Origin of the sequence: Roseburia sp. AF22-2LB (assembly GCF_003461125.1) — a bacterium.
Taxonomy (GTDB): Bacteria; Bacillota; Clostridia; order Lachnospirales; family Lachnospiraceae; genus Roseburia_C; species Roseburia_C amylophila.
On sequence record NZ_QTWM01000006.1, the window covers coordinates 77,412 to 99,475 of the forward strand.

The 22,064-nt window shown below is 41.7% G+C and carries 20 protein-coding genes and 1 pseudogene; all 21 read right to left on the reverse strand.

What is annotated here, in order from left to right; translation table 11 throughout:
- Nucleotides 1-49: 49 nt before the first annotated feature.
- The gene (locus DWX96_RS09815) at nt 50-760 is read right to left on the reverse strand and encodes a SpoIIIAH-like family protein (RefSeq protein ID WP_118057378.1); all 711 of its coding nucleotides are present in this window, start codon (nt 758-760) and stop codon (nt 50-52) included.
- The gene (locus DWX96_RS09820; protein ID WP_118057379.1) at nt 757-1,347 is read right to left on the reverse strand and encodes a stage III sporulation protein AG; all 591 of its coding nucleotides are present in this window, start codon (nt 1,345-1,347) and stop codon (nt 757-759) included. The genes DWX96_RS09815 and DWX96_RS09820 overlap by 4 nt, the downstream gene beginning before the upstream one ends.
- The gene (locus tag DWX96_RS09825; protein WP_118057380.1) at nt 1,344-1,937 is read right to left on the reverse strand and encodes a stage III sporulation protein AF; all 594 of its coding nucleotides are present in this window, start codon (nt 1,935-1,937) and stop codon (nt 1,344-1,346) included. The genes DWX96_RS09820 and DWX96_RS09825 overlap by 4 nt, the downstream gene beginning before the upstream one ends.
- 43 nt (nt 1,938-1,980) lie before the next feature.
- Nucleotides 1,981-3,198 carry a stage III sporulation protein AE gene (locus tag DWX96_RS09830; RefSeq protein WP_118057381.1) on the reverse strand — a complete coding sequence of 406 codons (1,218 nt, stop codon included), beginning with the start codon at nt 3,196-3,198 and terminating at the stop codon, nt 1,981-1,983.
- Entirely contained in the window at nt 3,195-3,578 is a 384-nt protein-coding gene (locus DWX96_RS09835) for a SpoIIIAC/SpoIIIAD family protein (RefSeq protein ID WP_117841147.1), read from the reverse strand. The genes DWX96_RS09830 and DWX96_RS09835 overlap by 4 nt, the downstream gene beginning before the upstream one ends.
- A gap of 9 nt (nt 3,579-3,587) precedes the next feature.
- Nucleotides 3,588-3,782, reverse strand: a complete 195-nt coding sequence (gene spoIIIAC, locus DWX96_RS09840) for a stage III sporulation protein AC (RefSeq protein ID WP_022243260.1) — start codon at nt 3,780-3,782, stop codon at nt 3,588-3,590.
- 11 nt (nt 3,783-3,793) lie between these two features.
- Nucleotides 3,794-4,312 (reverse strand): stage III sporulation protein AB, encoded by a 519-nt coding sequence (locus DWX96_RS09845; RefSeq protein ID WP_158561845.1) that lies wholly within the window; start codon nt 4,310-4,312, stop codon nt 3,794-3,796.
- Entirely contained in the window at nt 4,300-5,247 is a 948-nt protein-coding gene (spoIIIAA, locus tag DWX96_RS09850) for a stage III sporulation protein AA (RefSeq protein WP_147337980.1), read from the reverse strand. The genes DWX96_RS09845 and spoIIIAA overlap by 13 nt, the downstream gene beginning before the upstream one ends.
- A gap of 517 nt (nt 5,248-5,764) precedes the next feature.
- Nucleotides 5,765-5,941: a 30S ribosomal protein S21 gene (gene rpsU, locus DWX96_RS09855; protein WP_021737899.1), complete on the reverse strand. Its 177-nt coding sequence runs from the start codon at nt 5,939-5,941 to the stop codon at nt 5,765-5,767.
- Nucleotides 5,942-6,101: 160 nt separating this feature from the next.
- A complete protein-coding gene (gene alaS, locus DWX96_RS09860) occupies nt 6,102-8,765 on the reverse strand; it encodes an alanine--tRNA ligase (RefSeq protein ID WP_330408383.1) in 2,664 nt (887 codons plus the stop codon).
- A gap of 18 nt (nt 8,766-8,783) precedes the next feature.
- A complete protein-coding gene (locus tag DWX96_RS09865; RefSeq protein WP_117698712.1) occupies nt 8,784-8,948 on the reverse strand; it encodes a vanadium nitrogenase in 165 nt (54 codons plus the stop codon).
- Nucleotides 8,949-9,076: 128 nt separating this feature from the next.
- The gene (locus DWX96_RS09870; RefSeq protein WP_118057384.1) at nt 9,077-9,835 is read right to left on the reverse strand and encodes an MBL fold metallo-hydrolase; all 759 of its coding nucleotides are present in this window, start codon (nt 9,833-9,835) and stop codon (nt 9,077-9,079) included.
- A 10-nt stretch (nt 9,836-9,845) separates the two neighbouring features.
- Nucleotides 9,846-11,150, reverse strand: a complete 1,305-nt coding sequence (locus tag DWX96_RS09875; protein ID WP_118057385.1) for an amidohydrolase — start codon at nt 11,148-11,150, stop codon at nt 9,846-9,848.
- A 91-nt stretch (nt 11,151-11,241) separates the two neighbouring features.
- The gene (locus DWX96_RS09880) at nt 11,242-12,078 is read right to left on the reverse strand and encodes a purine-nucleoside phosphorylase (RefSeq protein WP_118057386.1); all 837 of its coding nucleotides are present in this window, start codon (nt 12,076-12,078) and stop codon (nt 11,242-11,244) included.
- 38 nt (nt 12,079-12,116) lie between these two features.
- Nucleotides 12,117-16,637, reverse strand: a complete 4,521-nt coding sequence (locus DWX96_RS09885; protein WP_118057387.1) for a PolC-type DNA polymerase III — start codon at nt 16,635-16,637, stop codon at nt 12,117-12,119.
- An 8-nt stretch (nt 16,638-16,645) separates the two neighbouring features.
- The gene (gene ispG / locus DWX96_RS09890) at nt 16,646-17,704 is read right to left on the reverse strand and encodes a flavodoxin-dependent (E)-4-hydroxy-3-methylbut-2-enyl-diphosphate synthase (RefSeq protein ID WP_118057388.1); all 1,059 of its coding nucleotides are present in this window, start codon (nt 17,702-17,704) and stop codon (nt 16,646-16,648) included.
- 28 nt (nt 17,705-17,732) lie between these two features.
- Entirely contained in the window at nt 17,733-18,764 is a 1,032-nt protein-coding gene (rseP, locus tag DWX96_RS09895; protein WP_022243270.1) for an RIP metalloprotease RseP, read from the reverse strand.
- Between the two features lies 1 nt (nt 18,765).
- Nucleotides 18,766-19,908: a 1-deoxy-D-xylulose-5-phosphate reductoisomerase gene (gene dxr / locus DWX96_RS09900; protein WP_117698708.1), complete on the reverse strand. Its 1,143-nt coding sequence runs from the start codon at nt 19,906-19,908 to the stop codon at nt 18,766-18,768.
- 8 nt (nt 19,909-19,916) lie between these two features.
- Nucleotides 19,917-20,723 carry a phosphatidate cytidylyltransferase gene (locus tag DWX96_RS09905; protein WP_117841155.1) on the reverse strand — a complete coding sequence of 269 codons (807 nt, stop codon included), beginning with the start codon at nt 20,721-20,723 and terminating at the stop codon, nt 19,917-19,919.
- A gap of 1 nt (nt 20,724) precedes the next feature.
- Nucleotides 20,725-21,426 (reverse strand): annotated as a pseudogene (locus DWX96_RS09910) (isoprenyl transferase); the annotation flags it as partial.
- Nucleotides 21,427-21,508: 82 nt separating this feature from the next.
- On the reverse strand, nt 21,509-22,063 hold the full coding sequence (frr, locus tag DWX96_RS09915) for a ribosome recycling factor (RefSeq protein ID WP_022243274.1): 555 nt from the start codon (nt 22,061-22,063) through the stop codon (nt 21,509-21,511).
- Between the last annotated feature and the right edge of the window lies 1 nt (nt 22,064).

A 22,064-nucleotide genomic window follows, 5' to 3' on the forward strand; every position in this document is an offset into this window, starting at 1 on the left:
TACTAATTTCAGCCCCGTTTTCAAGTATCTAAGAGCGGGGCTGCTTCCTTTAATTTGTCTGTTCTGTTGTGTCTGAATTTTCGGTGGTTTCTGTTGCCGGATTCTCCTGTGCAGTATTTTTCTGAATTGGTGTGATAATGATATTTTCTGCCTCAATGCCGGCTTTTCTCTTTACAATATCCTCTATTTGGGCACGTTTGGCATCTGTTACTTCCCCCATATCAAGTACCACATCCGCTGTATTATCAGTAATGCTGACAACTACATCCGTAAATCCTTTTGCCTCTAACAACATCTCAGCTGCATTTTCCCGTTCTGCAATATCCGTCATTGCCACCATCTGATTTAAGGCATCCTGCTTTGCAGCTTCATCTATATTTGTATTATTGATAATTTCCAGCAAAGTCTCTTTGTTTTTAGAACGTACCTGTTCCCGGCCCAGTTTCATTTCTGACGCATAATCCATGCTGCTGCTTGCCATGACGGCTTCGCCCGGGTTCTCTAGGCTCTCTTCAACCACATTGTCTGCCGCTGATACAGCTTCACTACTGTTATCTTCCGTATCGGTAAAAATATCTGCTTCCGCTAAGTCATCCTCTGCCGATATCTCATAAGATAAATCTGCCGTATCCGCAGAAGCCTCCATTGCCACCTTTTCATCTTTGCCATTCTTGTCGGTAAAACTTAAGTAACCAGCCACTGCTATCATCAATGCCAATGCGGTTATAATGAGTTGATTTTTCTTAAATACTTTCTTCATTTACTGTCCTCCAGTCCGCTCATTTTTACTATTTTTATTCTATGTGCTTCTACCTGAAATAATGCCAAAACCGCCTCGGAAATATTCTGTTTCACCTTCTGGTTATCACCACCGGATGCCACAATTAAAATTCCCTCCACTTTGGGAAGAAGTTCCTTAGAAACAAAGGGGGTATTTCCGGCATCTGCTTCCTCATATACCGTACTTTCCTGTAGCTGCTGTTCCTTTGTGCTTCTTACTCCACCAGTGCTGTCACTTTCCTCTAAAGAATTTTCAGAAGTATTTTTATCCTTTTCCACCACCTGCGTCCCACTGTCCTGATAAGTAATCATCACCTTTACATCTCCGGCTCCGTCGATTTTTTCTAAAATATCTTCTAATTTCCGCTCTATTTCATCCTTAGATGCCTCCATGGTATTATTTTCCTTTGAAATATTTTCTTTTGCTTCCTCTGCCTGTTTTTTTTCTTTTGTATCTGTGGGCAATGCGATAATCAGAATCAATATGCCTGCCAGGACTAAAATCATCCAATCTGACCGTTTTAGTTTCTTTTCTTTTATCTTTTGCATAAAATCCTGCATTTTCATCTTCTCACCTCTTCTATCTGAATCTGCGTCTTATCAACCAGATAATTTTCACATACAAATTTTTCTAATTCTGCATATTCCTGACTTGTATGCTCCTTTTTCTCTTCTGTTTCTTTTATCTCAATTGCCGGTATCTCAATATCCGAAACATGGACGGAACTATTTTTTTCAATGTTATCCCCAGACTTTTCAATCCCGATTGTAATACGTTCTATTTCATAAGTCTCAGTTAATGTTACCCTGCTGTATGCCACCGCATAGCCTTTCTGCCTTAGGGTATCCTCTACCCGCCCGCCACAGGCTTCTTCATATTGTAAACGATAATCTGCAGTCTCCGCACTGCTTATGGCATTTATATTTTGTACATTTTCAAGTTCCTGAAAGAACTGTGCCTGTTCCATATTCTGTATCAGCGTATCCTCATCAATTAACCTAGAAGCAATGGGTGCCATTACCGCCAGCAGAATCAGAATCCTAAGAAAGAAATGCACATATTTTTCATAAGTTTTATTCTGTACCAGATACAGCATCACATGTCCAATCAGAAAAAGGATCAGAATTCCCTTCATCCAGTTTAAAATTGCATCCATTTTATATTGCTCTCTCTTCCCCTTCTTATTTCTCTTCTTTCCTCTATCCCATAAGGAATCCGGATACTGCAGTAATCATGGCAATCGTCACAAGGAAAAGTACAAGCGAAGTAAGTAAAATCCTTGTAAGCAGCTGGCAGCCCAGACAAATGCCGTTCATGCTTCCTGCGATCCTCTTATCCGATACCGGTTCGGTTACTGCTGCTGTCACTTTATACATAAGACTCAGCAAAAACATTTTGCATAGTGGAAACATCACCAGCAAAAGTAAAATCAATACCCCGGCTGTTCCAACACTGTTCTTAATGACCATACCCGCTCCAAGCATCAGTTCACTGACTGCTCCTGTTATATTTCCCATTCCCGGTATCATTCCAAGTGTCTTTGTAACGGTACTCATTTTCAAGCGGTCAATGGCCGGAACCACCATGGTCTGTACCACATTCAGACCAATGGTTGCTGCAATCGCACATTTTAAGCACCAGCGGATTATTTCTTCCATCAGTTCACACATTCTGCTAAAACGTTCCCCTTCTATCATATAATTCATAAATTCCATCATGATAAAGATTTTCGTCATTGGCACCAGACAGGCAAGCATTCCCCACTGAACAATATAAACCACGATAAAAGCAATCTGGTAAAATCCTGCCGCTGTAAAATTTGCCATGGAAAATGCCAGAGACATGCCAAATACTGGAATCAGCATATTCATAAAATCTACAATCTGATTCATTGCCGTTACCACAATATCACTCATCATCTGATAGGACTGCAGCAACAGGACTGTCATCTCCATATAAATCAGGAAAAAGCAGACCTCCGATATATAAGTATTATGAAAAATATCGGAGAAATTTTTAAGAAATGCACAGCTGATTGCCAGTAAAAGAACGGTTACCAGTATTGCCTTATTATCCTGCAATTCTCCCCACAGAATCCTTCCCACTGCCTGCGTCAGCTTTTGTCCGTCATAGGAAAAGTTTCCGGTTGCCAGCTCTTTAATCAGTTCATAGAAACTAATCTCTTCTGTAGCATCCTGTTCCTTTAAATACTGCTCAATCTCTGATAAATCCAGCTGTTCCATAAAATCATCCGTATAATCCTTATCCGTCCCTGTCCTGCTGTTATCTGATGCTGCTGATACGGAAGATGCCTGTACAAGTCCTCCTGGCATGAGCCAGAACATGAAAACTATAATGAAACATCCTGCCGTTCTTACAAACATTTTAAACGCATTTTTTAATGGTTGTTTCTTCATAAAAAAGCCCCTAACGTTTCAATAAATCCCATCAGCACCGGCATACTGATTAAAAGAATCGACAGCTTGGCAAAGATTTCAATTTGTCCGGCAATTGCCTGATACCCGGATTCTCTGCAGATATCTGTTGCAAATTCTGCTACATAAGTAATTCCAATCATTTTTAAAATCATGGCAAGATACCTTCCATCTACAGGAATCAGCTCCACCACACTATTGATGTAAGTCAATACAAGCTCCAATTTTCCTATCAGAAAGATAAAGATGCAAATACATGCCACAATGCTGATTAAAATGCTGTATTCGCTTTTGTAATTTTTGATAAAAAGAGCAAGGAAAACCGCAGTGATCCCCAGTAATCCAACCTGAATAATATCCATATTTCTCCTCTACAACGAAAATAGTGACTTCATCGTTTCAAACAAATCATATATGTATGGAACAATCCAGAACAGCACAATCAAAAGTCCTGCCAGACTGGTTAAAAATGCATGTTCTTCCCGCCCACTGTGCTTTAGCACCTGGCTGATTACCGTCACCAAAATACCGACTGCCGCAATTTTAAATATCAGGTTTACGCTCATCTTCTCCTCCATTAAACCAGAATCAGCACCAGAAATATTCCTGCGGTAGCACACAGGTACATGCTGACTTTTATCCTCTCTCGCATCTCTGTCTGTTCCCTTTGAATCAAAATATTGATTCTCTCTATCAGTAGCTCTGCCTCTTTTTCAAATATTCCTCCGCTTCCCTGTTCCAAAAGCCTTCCGCACTCCAAAAACAGCTGTCCCTCCTCTTTCGTAAAGATTTCCCTTTTTTTCCATGACTTCCATGCCTCCTTCCAACAGCTTTTCGGACTGCTGTTCTCATACTGCATCAGTTCCTTATGAACCTGCATAAAAAAGGACTGAAAGACTTCCGGTGCATGATGCTCCAATTCTGCAATAATATCCGGCAGCGGTTTCTTTAAGCTTTGCATATCTCCCTGTATTTTGAGCATACATTCCCGCCAGTCTAAAAGCCCTTCATAATGACGCTTTATCTGCCGCATTCTGTCATACCCAATTCCAACTGTTCCAAAAAGTATCAGCACTGCTCCTATCAATCGGACCATATTTTTTCCCATGTCCCATCATAAATCATAAAATGTCTTCTTCCTTCATCATCCTTTTTTAAGATGACATACCGCTCAAAAATCTTTTGTTCTAGCCATTTTTGAAGCTGTTCCTTTTGTTGTAACTCCAACATATCAGCCGCGTGAATGGTTCCAAGAATACTGCAGCCACAATGCAATACTTCATCCACTGCCTGAAAATCTTCCATAGAGCCAAGTTCATCCACTGCAATTACATCCGGCGACATGGAACGAAGAAGCATCCGCATTCCCACAGCCTTTTTACACCGGTCTATCACATCTGTACGTATGCCAAGATTATTCTGCGGTATTCCATGGCAGCAGGCTGCTATCTCAGAACGTTCATCTACCACCCCTACTTTAAAGTGTATTCTGCTTGTCTCATCTCCGGAAATCAGACGAATACTGTCCCGGAGCAGGGTTGTCTTTCCAATCCCAACGGAAGATACGAAAAGCGTATTTCTCACACTCTGTTCTGTTCTGATAAAGGGCAGAATTTCCTTTGCACATCCAATCTTCTGATGTGCAATTCTTATGTTCAATGATCCGACATAAGCAAGCTGTTCCACCTTTTCTCCCTCCATCCGGATCTGTCCGGTTACTCCTACCCGGTGTCCACCTTCTAAGGTCAGGAATCCACTCTTTAACTCTTCTTCATAGGCATAAATGGAATACCTGCTTAAAAAAGTCAGCATCGCAGAAATATCACTTTCCTTTATGTAATAACTTCCTTCCGCCTCCACACTTAATCTGCCACTTAGCTTATCTAAAAAATATTCCTTTCTCCCATCCCAGAGAATCATCGGCTGGTTTATACGAATGCGTATTTCCTCTGTCTCCTTTAATTTATCTTTATTTGCAAGCAGCATTTTCCGAAGCTCTGCTGGGAAAATCTGAAGTACCTGTTCTAACATTGTTTCCGGATTCACTCCTTTCTTTCGGTCTATCAATATATTCTTTCTAGTCTACTCGCGTAACTACGAGAAACATGCGTAAAAAAGAATGTGCCTTGGCACATTCTCGCACCTGCGGCGGTCGCTTGCGACATCTACCTTATACGCCGCAGTGCGCATCCTCGCGGAGCATTTTTTACTTTACATGAAAGCAATTTCCTGTAAAGTAAAAAAGTCGCAAGGATTTCTCCTCACGACTAATATATGACTTGTCTTATAAAATATGCTCTAAAATTTGTTTCTCGCCTACAGAAACTGTCATCGATAGCTTCTTATAGATAATTGGCAACCCATAAGCTTGGCAATAGAACAGAGAATGTGCCTTGGCACATTCTCGCGCCTGCGGCGGTCGCTTGCGACATCTACCTTATACGCCGCAGTGTGCATCCTCGCGGAGCGTTTTTTACTTTACAGGAAAACAATTTCCTGTAAAGTAAAAAAGTGAAAGCTGCCACAAATGTGACAGCTTTCTATCTTATTAGTTGTACTTACGTTTTCTTGCAGCTTCCGATTTTTTCTTACGTTTAACACTTGGTTTCTCGTAATGCTCTCTTTTACGGATTTCCTGCTGGATACCAGCTTTCGCACAGTTTCTTTTGAATCTGCGTAAAGCGCTATCTAACGTCTCGTTTTCTTTTACGATTACATTTGACATTGTCTCACACCTAACCTCCCTCCAGTTGCGTATTGTGCATATTCAACTGTTTGGGTAATTTTATTGCACTACCAAAGATTATAGCATAATTTTCCCGTACGTCAACCGTTTTTTTTCTGTTTTTCCAATTTTCCGGAAAATATTTTTAATTCAGTATATTTTATGCTAACTGCTGTGCAAGAACAGTCTTTGCTTCTGTCAAAGCATCTTTGATGCCAGCCGGATTCTTACCACCGGCCTGAGCCATATTGGGACGGCCACCGCCGCCTCCGCCAACCTTCGCAGCAATTCCCTTGATGAGGTTACCGGCATGTGCACCCTTGCCCATTGCTTCCTCAGTTGCCATTGCAACAAGATTTACTTTGCCATCACAATCAGAAGCTAATACGATAACACCTTCGCCAAGCTTCTCTTTGAGCTGGTCTCCTAAGTCTCTTAAACCATTCATATCTACACCGGAAACGCTGGTTGCTAAAAGTTTCACACCAGCTACTTCCTCCACCTGATTCATAACATCACCTAATGCATCCTTTGCCGCTTTGCTCTTTAAGGATTCATTTTCAGACTGTAATGCTTTTACTTCGCCTAATACATGATTTACACGCTCAACAAGATTTGCAGGTGTCGCTTTTAATAATTTTGCAGCCTCTTTTAAGGTTTCTTCTAACTGGTCATAATATTCAAATACACCTTTGGATGTCAGGGCTTCAATTCTTCTGACTCCAGCCTGGATTCCAGCCTCGGAAATAATCTTAAATGCCTGGACTGCACTTGTATTGCTTACATGGGTACCACCGCAAAGCTCGGTAGAAAAATCTCCCATTTTTACAACACGGACATTATCACCGTATTTCTCACCAAATAATGCCATTGCACCGGTCTTCTTTGCATCCTCTAAAGACATTACTTCTGTTATAACAGGAAGTGCTTCTGCAATTTTCTGGTTTACAATGTCTTCCACTTTGGTAATCTCATCTGCTGTCATTGCTGAGAAATGTGTAAAGTCAAATCTTAATCTGTGCTCGTCTACATAAGAACCGGACTGCTGTACATGGGTACCAAGTACTTCTCTTAAGGCTTCCTGAAGAAGATGTGTTGCACTGTGGTTCTTTCCGATTGCAAGTCTTCTGTCTGCATCAATGGAAAGTTCTACTTCATCACCGGTCTTAATCATTCCCTTGGTAACTTTACCAATATGTCCGACTTTGCCGCCAAGCATCTTTACGGTATCTTCTACTTCAAAGACAAAGCTTCCGTCCTTGCTGCTGATAACACCGGTATCTGCTACCTGTCCACCCATGGTTGCATAGAATGGAGTCTTCTCTACGAAAATAGTTCCAATCTCACCATCGGATAAAGCTTCTGTGATTTCAGTCTCGGTAGTCATTACTGTAATCTTTGAGGTATAAGTATTGTTCTCATATCCGACAAATTCAGTTGTAATACTTGGGTCGATGGATTCATATACGGTAACATCTGCACCCATGTAGTTGGTTACTTTTCTTGCTTTTCTTGCTTTCTCTCTCTGCTCTTCCATTGCGGCCTTAAATCCGGCTTCATCAATGGTAAATCCTTTTTCTTCTAAGATTTCCTGGGTCAGGTCAAGAGGGAATCCGTAAGTATCATAAAGCTTGAAAGCATCCGCTCCGGATAATTCTTTCTTTCCTTCTTTTTCCAGCTTGTCCTGCATCTCTGCTAAGATAGCAAGTCCCTGATCAATTGTTTTATTGAATTTTTCTTCTTCCTGAGATAATACCTTGAAGATGAAATCTTTCTTCTCCTCTAATTCCGGATAACCATCCTTGCTCTCACGAATAACAGTATCACTGAGTTTTGCCAGAAACAGTCCATCAATTCCAAGTAATCTGCCATGTCTTGCAGCACGACGAATCAGTCTTCTTAAAACATAACCTCTTCCTTCGTTACTTGGCATAATTCCGTCGGATACCATAAAGGTTACAGAGCGGATATGGTCTGTAATCAGACGGATAGAAACGTCATCTAATGCATCCTGCTGATAAGTCTTTCCTGATAATTCACAAATCTTATCACGGATTGCTTTCATAGTATCAATATCAAATACGGAGTCTACATCCTGCATAACAACTGCCAGACGCTCTAATCCCATTCCGGTATCAATATTTTTCTGGGAAAGCTCGGTATAACCACCTTTGCCATCTCCTTCAAACTGTGTAAATACGTTGTTCCATACTTCCATGAAACGGTCGCACTCACATCCTACTTTACAGTCAGGACTTCCACAGCCGTATTTTTCTCCACGGTCATAATAGATTTCAGAACACGGTCCGCAAGGTCCTGCACCATGCTCCCAGAAGTTATCACATTCTCCGGTTTCCGGGTCACGATAGAATCTGGTAATTTTCTCTGCCGGAACACCGACTTCTTTGGTCCAGATTTCAAATGCTTCTTCGTCTTCTCCATAAATAGACGGATACAGGCGCTCCGGGTCAAGCTCTAACACTTTTGTCAGGAATTCCCATGACCATGCAATTGCTTCATGTTTGAAATAATCACCAAAAGAGAAGTTTCCAAGCATCTCAAAGAAGGTAAGATGTCTTGCTGTCTTACCTACATTTTCAATATCTCCGGTACGAATACATTTCTGACAGGTTGTCACTCTTCTTCTCGGCGGAATCTCCTGTCCTGTAAAATATGGCTTTAATGGAGCCATACCAGCATTGATAAGCAGAAGACTGTTATCATTATGTGGTACTAAAGAAAAGCTCTTCATTGCCAGATGTCCTTTGCTCTCAAAGAATTCAAGATACATTCTTCTTAAGTCATTTACTCCGTATTTCTTCACAATAATTCCTCCAAAAAACTATTTTTCTTCCTTTTTATCTTCATGTAATGCCAGTTCCTTTGCATCTTTCCGTTTCCGCAGTGCAATACCTGTGAATACACCGAGAACTGCAATTGCAACCAGAATCACAAAAATAACTACATACTGTAAAAAACTGCCTCCAAATGCGAGAAAATTATCCATACATTCTTCCTCCTGTTTTTAACTACGGGAACCACTTTTTACCGATTTCCCGTGTAACGAAATAGTTTCCTTCCCCTAAGCAGGAAACGTATTAAGTATAGACCAATTAATGGCATAATTCAAGAATTTCATTTGAGATTGTCCATATCAAATACCTGATTTTCTTTTTCGATATCCATGATTCGGTCCGTATACAAATGATTATCACATTTTTGCTTGTATTTTTCAATGGCAGAATAATCCTGCCACATATGCATCGGGAATACATAATCAGCTTCCACATTTTTCATAAAATAAGCCAAACCAAGGTCAGTATACACACCAAGTCTCGGGTCTAAAACCACAAATGCCACATTGATATGCTCACCTTCTAACTTGCGTATCTGGTGTCTGTAGTCCCGCTCCATCTTGCCATTAATCAGCTCTCCCACATGCTCCATCTTCCAGTTATGAAGGTCTCCTGCATGATAAATGGTCTTGCCACAGGTCTTTACCAGAAACGCCACACCGGCATCCGTGGAACGAAGGGTTTTTACCTTCACTTTTCCGATTTCATATTTCTTATCCGGAATGACATATTCGATACATTTCTTTGCCCGCTCCGGAATACCGTGTTTTTTCATAAAATTCGGACTCATTTTTGTATCTTTTGACAAAATAAAATGAATGTCTTCATAATCCTCTGCCAGTTTTAAAATATTCATATCAAAGTGGTCCTGATGCTTATGGCTTGCAAAGAAATAAATGGATTTGTCTTTGTCAAATACCGGAAGCACTCCGGTAAAAGTATAACCGGTTACACGGTTTCCTTCAAAATAATCAAATATCAAAACCACATCTTCCATTTCCACCACAAAACAGCTATGATGTACAAATATTACTTTCATATCGTTCCTCTCATTTCATTCTGCCAATAATTTCATTTGCTTTCCGGTATATTTCTTCCGGTTCAAATCCAATCTGAAATGTGTTATCTTCATAAAGAATTTGTCCATTTACCATAGTAAGCTTTACATTCTGTTTGCTTCCGCTGTATACAATATTCCTGACGAGATTATTTTCCGGCTGCATATTCGGCTGTTTTAAATCAAGCATGATTAAATCTGCTTTCTTTCCCTCTGCCAGACTATCGCATTCATTTAATCCCATGGCAGCAGCTCCTCCTGTCGTTGCCATATAAAGTACTTCTTCTGCACCAACACAGGCTGCATCCTTTTCTCTGACCTTTGCCAGACCGGTAGTTAAAAACATTTCCCGGAACATATCAAGGCAGTTATTACTTGCCGGACCATCTGTTCCGATAGCAAGATTAATTCCTTCTTTTATAAAGCGGTCAATCGGTGCGATTCCGCTTGCCAGCTTCAGATTCGATGCAGGATTCGTTACTGCCGTAAGATTTCTCTTTCGAAAAATTTCAAAATCCTCATCTTCAAAATATACACAGTGATAACCACCGCCGCCATATTGAAACATTCCAAGCTCTTCCATCAGCCGGGTCGGTGTCATTCCATAACGCTCCTTACACTGTTCTACTTCAAGTGCAGTCTCGGAATTATGAAAATACACCGGTGCATGCAGCTTTTCGGATAATGCTGCCACCTGTTTTAAATGCTCTTTTGAGGTGGTATATTCCGCATGAAATCCCGGCACATAACCGGTTAAGTCACTCATTTCATTGACTTTATGATAAATTTCTTCCATCTCTTCAATGGAGCTTGTAAAATCATTGAAGCTGCTGACCTGCATGGTCCGGAATCCACAGTCTATGGAAGCCTTTGCAATTGTCTCCGGAAAGAAATACATATCAAAATTTGAAGTGATGCCACTGGTCAGATATTCCATGATGCCTAGTATGCTGAGCCAGTATATATCATCTGCCGTAAGCAGTGCCTCTTTTGGAAATACCTGCTTTGTCAGCCAGTCCTGTAATGGCAGGTCATCCGCATAGGAACGTAAAAATGTCATAGCCGTATGGGTATGGGCATTTTTAAATCCCGGCAGCAGCAGGTTTTTCTCTGCGTCAATTTCCCTGTCCCAAAGAATCATTCCTGCCGGCTCTTTTTCAAAAACACGTTCCGTATCAAGGCCATCCCCGATATAGATAATCTCATTCTTCTTTACCCACAATTCCCCGGTTATCACCTGAAAAGAATGTCCCTCTGACGGCGCTAAGATTCTGGCATTGTAAAAACGTATATTCATACGCAATCCCCTCCTTATCTTCTACCTTCTCCTGATAGATATCTGCCTCTTATATTTAATTTCTATAGCTGCTTCCCACTATACCATTTTCTTACAGAAATGTATTCATACCGGTAATAGAATCAGTCACCAGCTTTTTAAACAATGGTGCAACACGATCTGCTGTCTCCTGAACTTCACGGTGTGTCAGGGAAAATGGTGAAATTCCTGCCGCAAGATTTGAAATACAGGAAATACCGCAGATTTTCATCCCCATATGATTTGCTGCAATGGCTTCACAGGCTGTACTCATGCCTACCGCATCTGCCCCCAGTACGCGGCACATGGAAATTTCCTGTGGTGTCTCAAAATTCGGTCCTGATAACTGCAGGTAAGTGCCTTCCCGAAGCGGAATATCTGCTTCAATGGCAGCTTTTCGGATTATTTTCTGCAAATCCTCATCATAGATATGGCTCATATCCGGGAACCGTTCCCCCAGTTCATCGATATTTGCCCCGATTAAAGGAGATGGTACAAAGCAGCCAATCTGCCCGGTAATCATCATCAGATCTCCGGCTTTCATTCCCTGCTGTATTCCCCCTGCAGCATTGGTAAGAAAGAGTACCTTTGCGCCCATCATTTTCATTAATCTTGTTGGCAGCACAACATCCTGCATGGAATAACCTTCGTAATAATGCACACGTCCCTGCATACATACTACCGGCACATCCCCTACATAACCGAATACGAAGCGCCCCTTATGCCCCGGTACCGTTGATACCGGAAACCCTTCGATATCGTGATAATCAAGCACTGCTTCCACCTTCATATTCGTGTCAGCATAATCTCCTAATCCGGAGCCTAAAATCAATGCTGCCTGTGGTTTAAAATCAATCTTATCTTCAAAACATGCATAACATTTTAAAAGCTTTTCATATACTTCGTTCATGCTCCTCACTCCTTTTAACAATTATACCTTCCTATGTATTAAAAATCAAATAAAGAAAGCTGGTTCGATTCCGGCAAGTCCCCGAATAATCCAAGGTCTCCCATCAGATCAATTACGGTCTTACTAACTTTGGTCCGCTGTCTGAAATCATCCTTGGATAGAAATGGACCATCCTTGGCAGCCTCTACCACTGCCTCTGCCGCCTTCTCGCCAAGACCATCTATCGTACTTAAGGCAGGCATCAGTCTGCCATCAATAATCTGGAAACGGGATGCCTGGGCTTTATATAAATCAATGGTCCAGAACTCATAGCCTCTTGCATACATTTCCTGCACAATACGCATATCCTTATAGGTATCCTGCTCCTTCTTCGATAGTGAATCCTTTCGTTTCTCATAATCACGCATGAAGTAATTCAGCTTATCCTTTCCCTGACACATAAGCTCATAACTGAATCCGGTTGCACGGATGGAAAAGTATGCTGCATAATATGCCAGCGGATAAAACACCTTGCAGTAAGCAATACGCCATGCCATCATAACGTATGCCGCCGCATGGGCTTTCGGGAACATATACTTAATCTTCTTACAGGACCAGATATACCAGTCCGGTACGCCGTGGGCAGTCATTTCTTCCTCCCACTCTGGTTTTAAGCCCTTTCCCTTACGGACAGACTCCATAATGGTAAAGGATTCCTCACTGTCAAGTCCCATACTGATAAGATAAATCATAATATCATCACGGGTACAGATTGCCGTAGAAATGGTTGCTTTTCCCTCTTCAATCAATGTCTGGGCATTTCCTAACCATACATCCGTACCGTGTGAAAGACCTGCAATTCGAATCAGATGGGAAAAGGACTGCGGATCTGCGTCAATTAACATCTGCATCGCAAAGTCTGTTCCAAACTCTGGAATTCCAAGTGCTCCAAGTGTACAGTTTGTCAACATATCCGGTGTAATACTCAGTGCACTGGTATTCTTAAATAAGGACATGACGGACTTATCATCCAACGGAATCTTCTGTGCATCAATTCCGGTTAAGTCCTCAAGCATACGGATCATGGTCGGATCGTCGTGTCCGAGAATATCAAGCTTTAATAAGTTGTGATCAATGGAATGGTACTCAAAATGCGTCGTAATAATATCGGTTGTCATATCGTTAGCAGGATGCTGAATCGGTGTAAAGGAATAAATCTCTTCCCCCACCGGCAATACTACGATACCTCCCGGATGCTGTCCGGTGGTCCGGTGGATTCCCACGCAGCCCTGCACAATCCGGTCTATCTCACAATTTCTCTTATGCACACCATGCTCTTCATAATAATTCTTTACATAACCGAATGCGGTTTTATCTGCCAGCGTACCAATGGTTCCGGCACGGAAGGTCTGTCCCGCGCCGAAAATTACTTCTGTATACTTATGGGATTTACTCTGGTAATCACCGGAAAAGTTAAGATCAATATCCGGCTCTTTATTCCCCTTAAATCCAAGGAATGTTTCAAACGGAATATCAAAACCGGCTTTCACTAACGGCTTGCCACAGTTCGGACACCGCTTATCCGGCATGTCACAACCGGACTGTCCGCCATATTTCTTTACTTCCGGCGAATCAAAATCACTGTAATGACAGTGGGCACAGTAATAATGCGGTGCCAGCGGATTTACCTCCGTGATTCCGGACATGGTTGCCGCAAAAGAAGAACCTACGGATCCACGGGAACCTACCAGATAACCATCCTCATTTGATTTCCAAACCAGCTTCTGGGCAATGATATACATTACCGCATAACCGTTTCCGATAATGGATTTTAACTCCCGCTCCAACCGCTCCGATACGATTTCCGGCAAATCCTCTCCATACATCTCATGTGCCTTGTTATAGCAGATATCACGCAGCATCTGATCGGAATTTTCAATTACCGGCGGACACTTATCCGGGCGAACCGGAGAAATGCGCTCGCACATATCTGCGATCTTATTGGTATTATCGATAACAACTTCTTTCGCTTTCTCACTGCCTAAATAGCTGAATTCCTCCAACATTTCTTCTGTGGTACGAAGATATAGCGGAGCCTGCTCATCGGCATCCTTAAAGCCTTTACCCGCCAGAATAATACGACGGTATACTTCATCCTCCGGGTCCATAAAATGCACATCACAGGTTGCCACAACCGGCTTATGGAATTCTTCTCCTAATTTTACAATCCGGCGGTTAATGTCCTTTAATTCATCCATGGTGGAAATCGGTGCTTTTTCATCTTTTATCATAAATGCATTATTTCCAAGAGGCTGGATTTCAAGGTAATCATAAAACTTCACCAGACGGATAATCTCTTCCTGCGGCCGTCCCTGTAAAATTGCCTGATAAAGTTCTCCCGCCTCACAGGCAGAACCAATCAGTAAGCCTTCCTTGTGTTTTAAGTATTCGCTCTTTGGAATTCTCGCCCTCTGATGGAAATAATCAAGGTGGGATAAGGATATCAGCTTATAGAGATTCACACGACCCAGATCATTCGTTGCAAGAATAATAGCATGATGGGTCGGCATCTTCATAACGGTCTCTTTGCTGACATGTCCCTCGGCATTTAATTCATCCAGTGTATTGATGCCACGGTCAGCAAGCATTTTTACAAACTTTTCAAATATTTCAGCGGTACATGCTGCATCGTCTACCGCACGGTGATGATTCTCCAGCGAAATATTTAATGCCCTTGCTACGGTATCCAGCTTAAAACGGTTCAGATTCGGCAACAGCATTCGTGCCATGGCAACAGTATCTGCAATGGTAAAATCATAAGGAATGCTTAAACGGTCACAGTTATATTTGATAAAGCTCATATCAAAATCAGCATTGTGTGCTACCATAACAGCACCATCACAGAAGGCTAAGAACTCCGGCATAACTTCTGCAATCACCGGTGCCGTAATTACCATATCATCTTTGATTCCGGTCAGATTTTCAATGTGGAACGGAATCGGCACTTCCGGATTAACAAAAGTGGAAAAGCGCTCGGTTATATTCCCTTTTTCTACTTTTACCGCACCAATTTCAATAATTTTATTTACCAGCGGTGAAAATCCGGTGGTCTCTATATCGAATACCACATAGGTATCCTGCAGAGACTGATTCTTTGAATTTTCTACAATGTCCTTCAAGTCATCCACAAGATAAGCTTCCACACCATAGATAATCTTAAAGTCCGGGTCATCCGGCAGTGCATGGTTTGCAATCGGGAATGCCTGGACATTTCCATGATCGGTAATCGCCAGTGCCTTATGTCCCCACTTATATGCCCTTTTTACCAGATCTCCTACATCAGTAACACCATCCATGTCACTCATCTTGGTATGGCAATGAAGCTCTACTCTCTTTAACGGGCTGTTGTCCATTCTTATTGTAGTAAAATCAGGGATTTTCTTAATTCCGACAATGGAGCCGATGGTCAGCTCACTGTCAAATTTATCAATGGTCGTTACACCTTTAATTTTAAGAAATGCTCCCTTTTTCAAATCTCCCATCAGTTCCGGTAGATTCTCATTTTTTGTAAAGATTTTAAGCACAATGGAATCCGTAAAATCCGTTACCGACATAATGATAATTGTCTTTTCACCACGGATTTCTCTTGTATCTAATGTCATTATCTGTCCACGGATGACAACTTCTCCCATTTCACCTACGATGGTCTCAATCGGAATTGCATCCTCTTCAAAATCACGGCCATAAATAACATCCGGATTGTCTGATTTTTTAACAAAATCTCTTCTCTGGAAGGAAGATTTTCCCTTGAAATCCTTTCCGCCGGAAAAGTTATTCTTTCCAGCAGCAGGTGCTGCTCCTGCACCTTCTGTGCCGGTAGTCTGTTTTTTCTCCGGGGCAGCAGGTGTTTTTTCCTTTTCTGACGCTCTAGCATCGGGCTGTGCGTTTGCTTCATTGGCAGCAGGCTGTTCCATGCCATCCGCATTCTGCGTTCTTGCAGCAGCGGTTCGTGCCACGATATGGGCAACCTCTGTTTCAATCTGGCTGTCTGCACTCTTTAAATAATCATTTTCTGCCGGCTTCTCATACTGTGGCTCAATCATTAATTTTAATCCACAACGTTCGCAGATGATTTTTTCTAAGATATCAATCAGTTCATTACTCCGCTCTGTGGCAACAATGGTATCCTCTAAGGTAAGAATCATATGGTCTTCCCGGTCAAATTCCATTTTGCTGCAGCGCATCAGATTATAGAGCAGTACGCTGTAATTGCGAATCTCTTCTAAAATACTCTCCCGGTATACCGCCATCAGTTTTTCCGGTGTATACTGGCTGGATAAATTAAATTTTTCTATGATTTTAACAGCTATCTCCTTGTGCGGAAATAGCTGTTGTCTGATTTCTTGTTCAATATGATAGATTTCCGGTTTGGGAATTAGCCTTGTACTCTCTAAATAAATCCGCAGTGCATTCTGTGCGGAATTCGATGCCACTTTTGTAATCTCTGTTTCTTTCAAAAGTGCACTCATCTCTCCGGTAATCTTTAATGTCGGAAAAACTTCAAAAAACAGTTTTGCCATAATTTTTCCTACTCCTTATTCCAGTTCAAAAGTTCCTTTCTTAATTCACTTAAGAGCTGATTCTCCGGTACTTTACGGTCTATCTGACCATGCTTTATAATTAGTCCTTCTCCCACACCGCCGGCAATTCCGATATCGGCTTCCTTTGCTTCTCCCGGTCCGTTGACTACACAGCCCATAACAGCAACCTTGATGTCTAAAGGAATGTCCGCTACCATATTCTCTACCTGATTTGCCAGTTCGATTAAGTTGATTCTTGTTCTTCCACAGGTCGGACAGGATACTACCTCAATGCCACCCTTGCGGAGTCCCAAGGTTCTTAAAATCAGTTTTGCTGATTTGATTTCTTCTAACGGATCTCCGGTTAATGAAACACGAATGGTATCTCCAATCCCCTGATTTAAAATCAGTCCCAGTCCAATGGAGGATTTAATATTTCCGCTGATAATCGTTCCTGCCTCTGTAATTCCCACATGCAGGGGATGATTGGTTTGCTCAGCAATCAGTTCATGGGCTTTTACACACATCATAACATCTGAAGATTTGATACTGATCACGAGATTGTCATATCCCATATCTTCAATAAGATGCACTTTATCCAAAGCACTTTCTACAATGCCTTCTGCAGTAACACCATGATATTTTTCTACTAAATCTTTTTCCAGTGAACCGCTGTTGACTCCCACACGGATTGGAATATTTCTTTCCTTTGCTACGTCTACCACAGCCTGCACACGCTCTTTGCTTCCGATGTTGCCCGGATTGATTCTGATTTTATCTGCTCCATGCTCCATGGCAGCAATAGCCAGCCGGTAATCAAAATGAATATCTGCAACCAGTGGTATTGCTATCTGCTTCTTAATCTCAGTCAATGCTTCTGCGGCTTCCATTGTCGGCACCGCACAGCGGATGATATCACAGCCTGCCGCTGCCAGACGGTTAATCTGCTCTACGGTTGCTTTTACATCCTCTGTCTTTGTATTGGTCATTGACTGTATCAGGATTGGATTTTTTCCACCGATGATACGGTCTCCTATTTTTACCACTTTCGTATCTTTTCGTTCCATGATTGCTTTTCCTCCTGTGCAGGATTATTTAAAATAATTTTCGAATATCGTTAAACATAACAAGCACCATCAATGCCAGAAGCAGCATCAGTCCGACAAAATGAACCATGCCCTCTTTGTCCGGATCCACCCGTTTCTTTCTGACGGCTTCTATAATCAGAAATACCAGTCTTCCTCCGTCTAATGCCGGTAATGGAAGCAGGTTCATAATTCCAAGATTGGCAGTCAGCATTATGGAATAATTAATTAATGTCAATACCACCGATAGCGTTCCAGCTGACTTGCTCTCGTCATAAGTATCACCAATATTCTTTACAATACCTACCGGTCCCGAAAGTTCATTGACACTGACTCTTCCGGTCACTAACATCTTCAAGCTGTCCATGGTAACTTCTATCCAGTATTTCACTTCATATACGCTATATTTTATAGTCTCAAAAATATTACCCCGCTCACGCATGGTATTTCCATAGATTCCAAAGAGATTTCTTCCTGCTTCTTCATTATATTTTGGGCTGATGGTACAGGTATATTCCTCTCCATCTCTTTCATAGGTCACTTCCAGATTCTCATTGGAATGAAACAGCGTGTAAACACTTACTTCACGATAAATATGAATGTTCTTTCCATTGATTTCTTTAATGATATCTCCAGCCTGAAGTCCTGCTTCCTCTGCCGGATATCCTTCCATAACACCTTTTACCTCCGGCCGGTCAAATCCGGCTGTCCCGATAACAATCAGTGCCAGAAGGAATGCCAGAATAAAGTTAAAAACCGGTCCTGCCGCTACAACTGCTATTCTCGCCCATACGGACTTGCTGTTAAAGGAGCCTTCACTTTCCGACTCTCCGTCTTCGCCTTCCATCATACATGCTCCACCAAAAGGCAGCAGTTTTATGGAATATTTTGTCTCTCCCTTTGTAATTCCAAATAGCGTTGGTCCAAGTCCCAGACAAAATTCATTTACTTTGATTTTATTTTTCTTTGCCAGCAAAAAATGTCCCAGTTCATGAAAAATAATAATAAAACTGAACATTAAGATTGCAATGATTATTTTCAATCTACCACCTGCTCTCTATATACTCATACGCAGCCTGCTCTGTTGCAAGGATTTCTTCTACGGACGGACTGGCAATATAGGTACACTGCTCCATACACGCCTGTGCAATTTCCGGAATCTCCAAGAAACGGATCTTTCCGTCTAAGAACATTGCTACCGCTCTCTCATTTGCTGCATTAAAAGCAGTCGGAATGTTACCGCCCTTTCTACAGGCTTCATAAGCCAGTTTCAATCCGTAAAAAGTCTCCATATCCGGCTCTTCCAATGTAATTGCCTTCATTTTCCAGAAATCAAGCCGGTCTCCACTTAAGTGTAACCGTTTCGGATAATACAGGGCATACTGGATTGGAAGCCGCATATCTGCCGTTCCAAGCTGTGCAATGACTGCACCGTCTTCATACTCTACCATAGAATGTATGATACTCTGTGGTTGTACTACAACCTGAATCTGGTCTGCATTTACATCAAACAGCCATTTTGCTTCAATGACTTCAAGTCCCTTATTTATCATGGTTGCGGAATCAATAGTGATTTTACGTCCCATGCTCCAGTTCGGATGCTTCAATGCATCTTCCACTTTTACCTGTTCTAATTCCGCCCGCTTCTTTCCACGGAATGGTCCGCCGGAAGCTGTCAAAAGTATTTTTGCAATTTTATTGTCTCCGGCTCCCTGCAGAGACTGAAAGATTGCACTGTGTTCACTGTCCACTGGAAGGATTTTCACATTACATTCCTTTGCCAGCGGCATAATAATATGTCCTGCGGTAACTAAAGTCTCCTTATTAGCTAGTGCAATGTCCTTTCCTGCTTTCATAGCGGCTATGGTCGGACGGATACCAAGCATACCCACAATGGCAGTTACAAGAATCTCTGCTTTCTCTTCCGTTGCTACTTCTAAAAGTCCTTCCATCCCGGAAGCCACCTTTACCTTCAAATCTGCAACCCTTGTCCGAAGCTCAATCGCATCCTCTTCTGCCCATACAGCAACCAAAGCCGGATGAAACTCCCGGATCTGTTCTTCTAATTTTGCAATATTATGTCCTGCCGCAAGTGCAGTTACTTCAATATCTCCATGTTCTCTTACAACAGAAAGTGTCTGGGTTCCGATGGAACCAGTGGAACCTAAAATTGCAATCTTCTTCATGTTTCCTCCTACTTGCCAATCAGATATAATGCAAGATAATAAATAATTGGCGCTGTAAATATTACACTGTCAAAACGATCTAAGATTCCACCATGGCCAGGAATCAGTTTGCCATAATCTTTAATGTCATAATTACGTTTGATTGCAGATGCAGTCAGGTCTCCAATCATAGATATGATTGCCCCAATCGCACAAATCATGCAAAGCATAATGATATCACGGTTGGTGCTTCCCATAGAGCCCTGGAAAACAAAGCAATAAATCAGGGTTAATAATGCTGCTCCCACTACTCCGCCAACAGCTCCTTCCCAGGATTTCTTCGGAGAAAGCACCGGTGCCATCTTGTGTTTTCCAATCAGCACACCCACGCAATATGCACAGGTATCGCAGCCCCAGGAGCATAAGAAAATTAACCATACAATATAAGCTCCACCCGGTAGCATTCTGGTCTGATATACATAAGAAAGCATCACCGATACATAAAATACACCAAAAAATGCTGCTAACATCTGCTCGGTATGATATTTCGGATAAGAAAATACATATACAAACATCAGCACTACCAAAAGTGCGATGACAAATAACATCATATCCGGAATAAACTGAAATTTCAGATTGCAATAATATACAATCGTTGCCAGTCCGCCGACGACACCGGCACAGCTTTTTTCAATTTTAAACACACGATACAGTTCATACAATCCAATCAAAGAAATAATTCCGGTTACTGCCAGCAGCAAATCATTTCCGGTAATAATGAATACCAGTGCCAGAATTACCAGCACGATTCCACTTAATAATCTTGTCTTAAACATATTACTCCTCCTCTATCTTTCCATATCTCCGGTCTCTTCCGCTGTAATCCTCTACTGCTTTACGCAGTTCTTCCGGTGTAAAGTCCGGCCATGGAACCTCAGTAAAATATAACTCACTATAAGCAAACTGCCACAGCAAGAAGTTGGAAAGCCTCTGTTCTCCACTGGTGCGGATCATAAGATCAGGATCCGGAATATCTTTCGTATCAAGATAGGATTCATATTTCTCTTCGGTAATCTCCTCTGCCGAAATACCATCCTGCCACATTTTCTTCATTCCACGGATCATTTCATCTCTTGCTCCATAATTAATGGCAATCTGTAAATTCAGTCCCGTATTATGGGCAGATTCTCTTTCCAATACAGCAATCTGCTGCTGGAATTTATCATCCAGCCGGCTGGTATCCCCGATTACACGGACTCTCATATTATTCTTGTCCGCTGTCTTTATACAGTTCTTAAGATAACTGCTCAAAAGCTTCATCAAAGCATCTACTTCATTCTGTGGACGGTTCCAGTTCTCTGTGGAAAATGCATACATGGTTACGTATTCTATGCCCAGATCATGCGCTGCTTTACAGATAACTTCAACATTCTTTGCCCCCATGGTATGTCCATAGTTTCTTGGCATTCCTCTTTTCTTTGCCCAGCGTCCGTTTCCATCCAGAATAATTGCAACATGTTTTGGAATCTTCATCTTTGTTCTCCTTTTTACAGATGTTTACAACATAAAAGGGGACACGGCAATCGCGCTATGTCCCCATATGTGTCGTACATGGATAAGATTATACCGTAAGGATTTCCTTTGTCTTTTCCTCTACTGCACCATCAATTTTTGCAATATATTTATCCGTAATTTTCTGAGTATCGTTTTCTAATTCTTTTAATTCATCCTCAGATACTTCATTTGCTTTGTTCTGTTTCTTGAATGCATCATTGGCATCCCTTCTGATATTACGAATTGCCACCTTGGCATTCTCACCCTTTTTCTTAATATCCTTTGCCAGTTCTTTACGTCTTTCCTCGGTAAGCTCCGGGAATACAAGACGGATTACTTTACCATCGTTGGTTGGATTTAAGCCTAAATCAGATGTTAAAATTGCTTTTTCAATCTCTTTTACAAGGGATGCTTCCCAAGGCTGGATCTGAATCATTCTTGGCTCCGGAACATTGATATTTGCAACCTGCTGTAACGGGGTCGGTGTTCCATAATAATCTACAGTAATTCTGTCTAAGATATGCGGATTCGCTCTTCCTGCCCGGATAGTTGCATATTCTTCCACAAGATTCTCGTATGATTTCTGCATTTTCTCTTCATATGGGTTTAATCTGCTATCCATA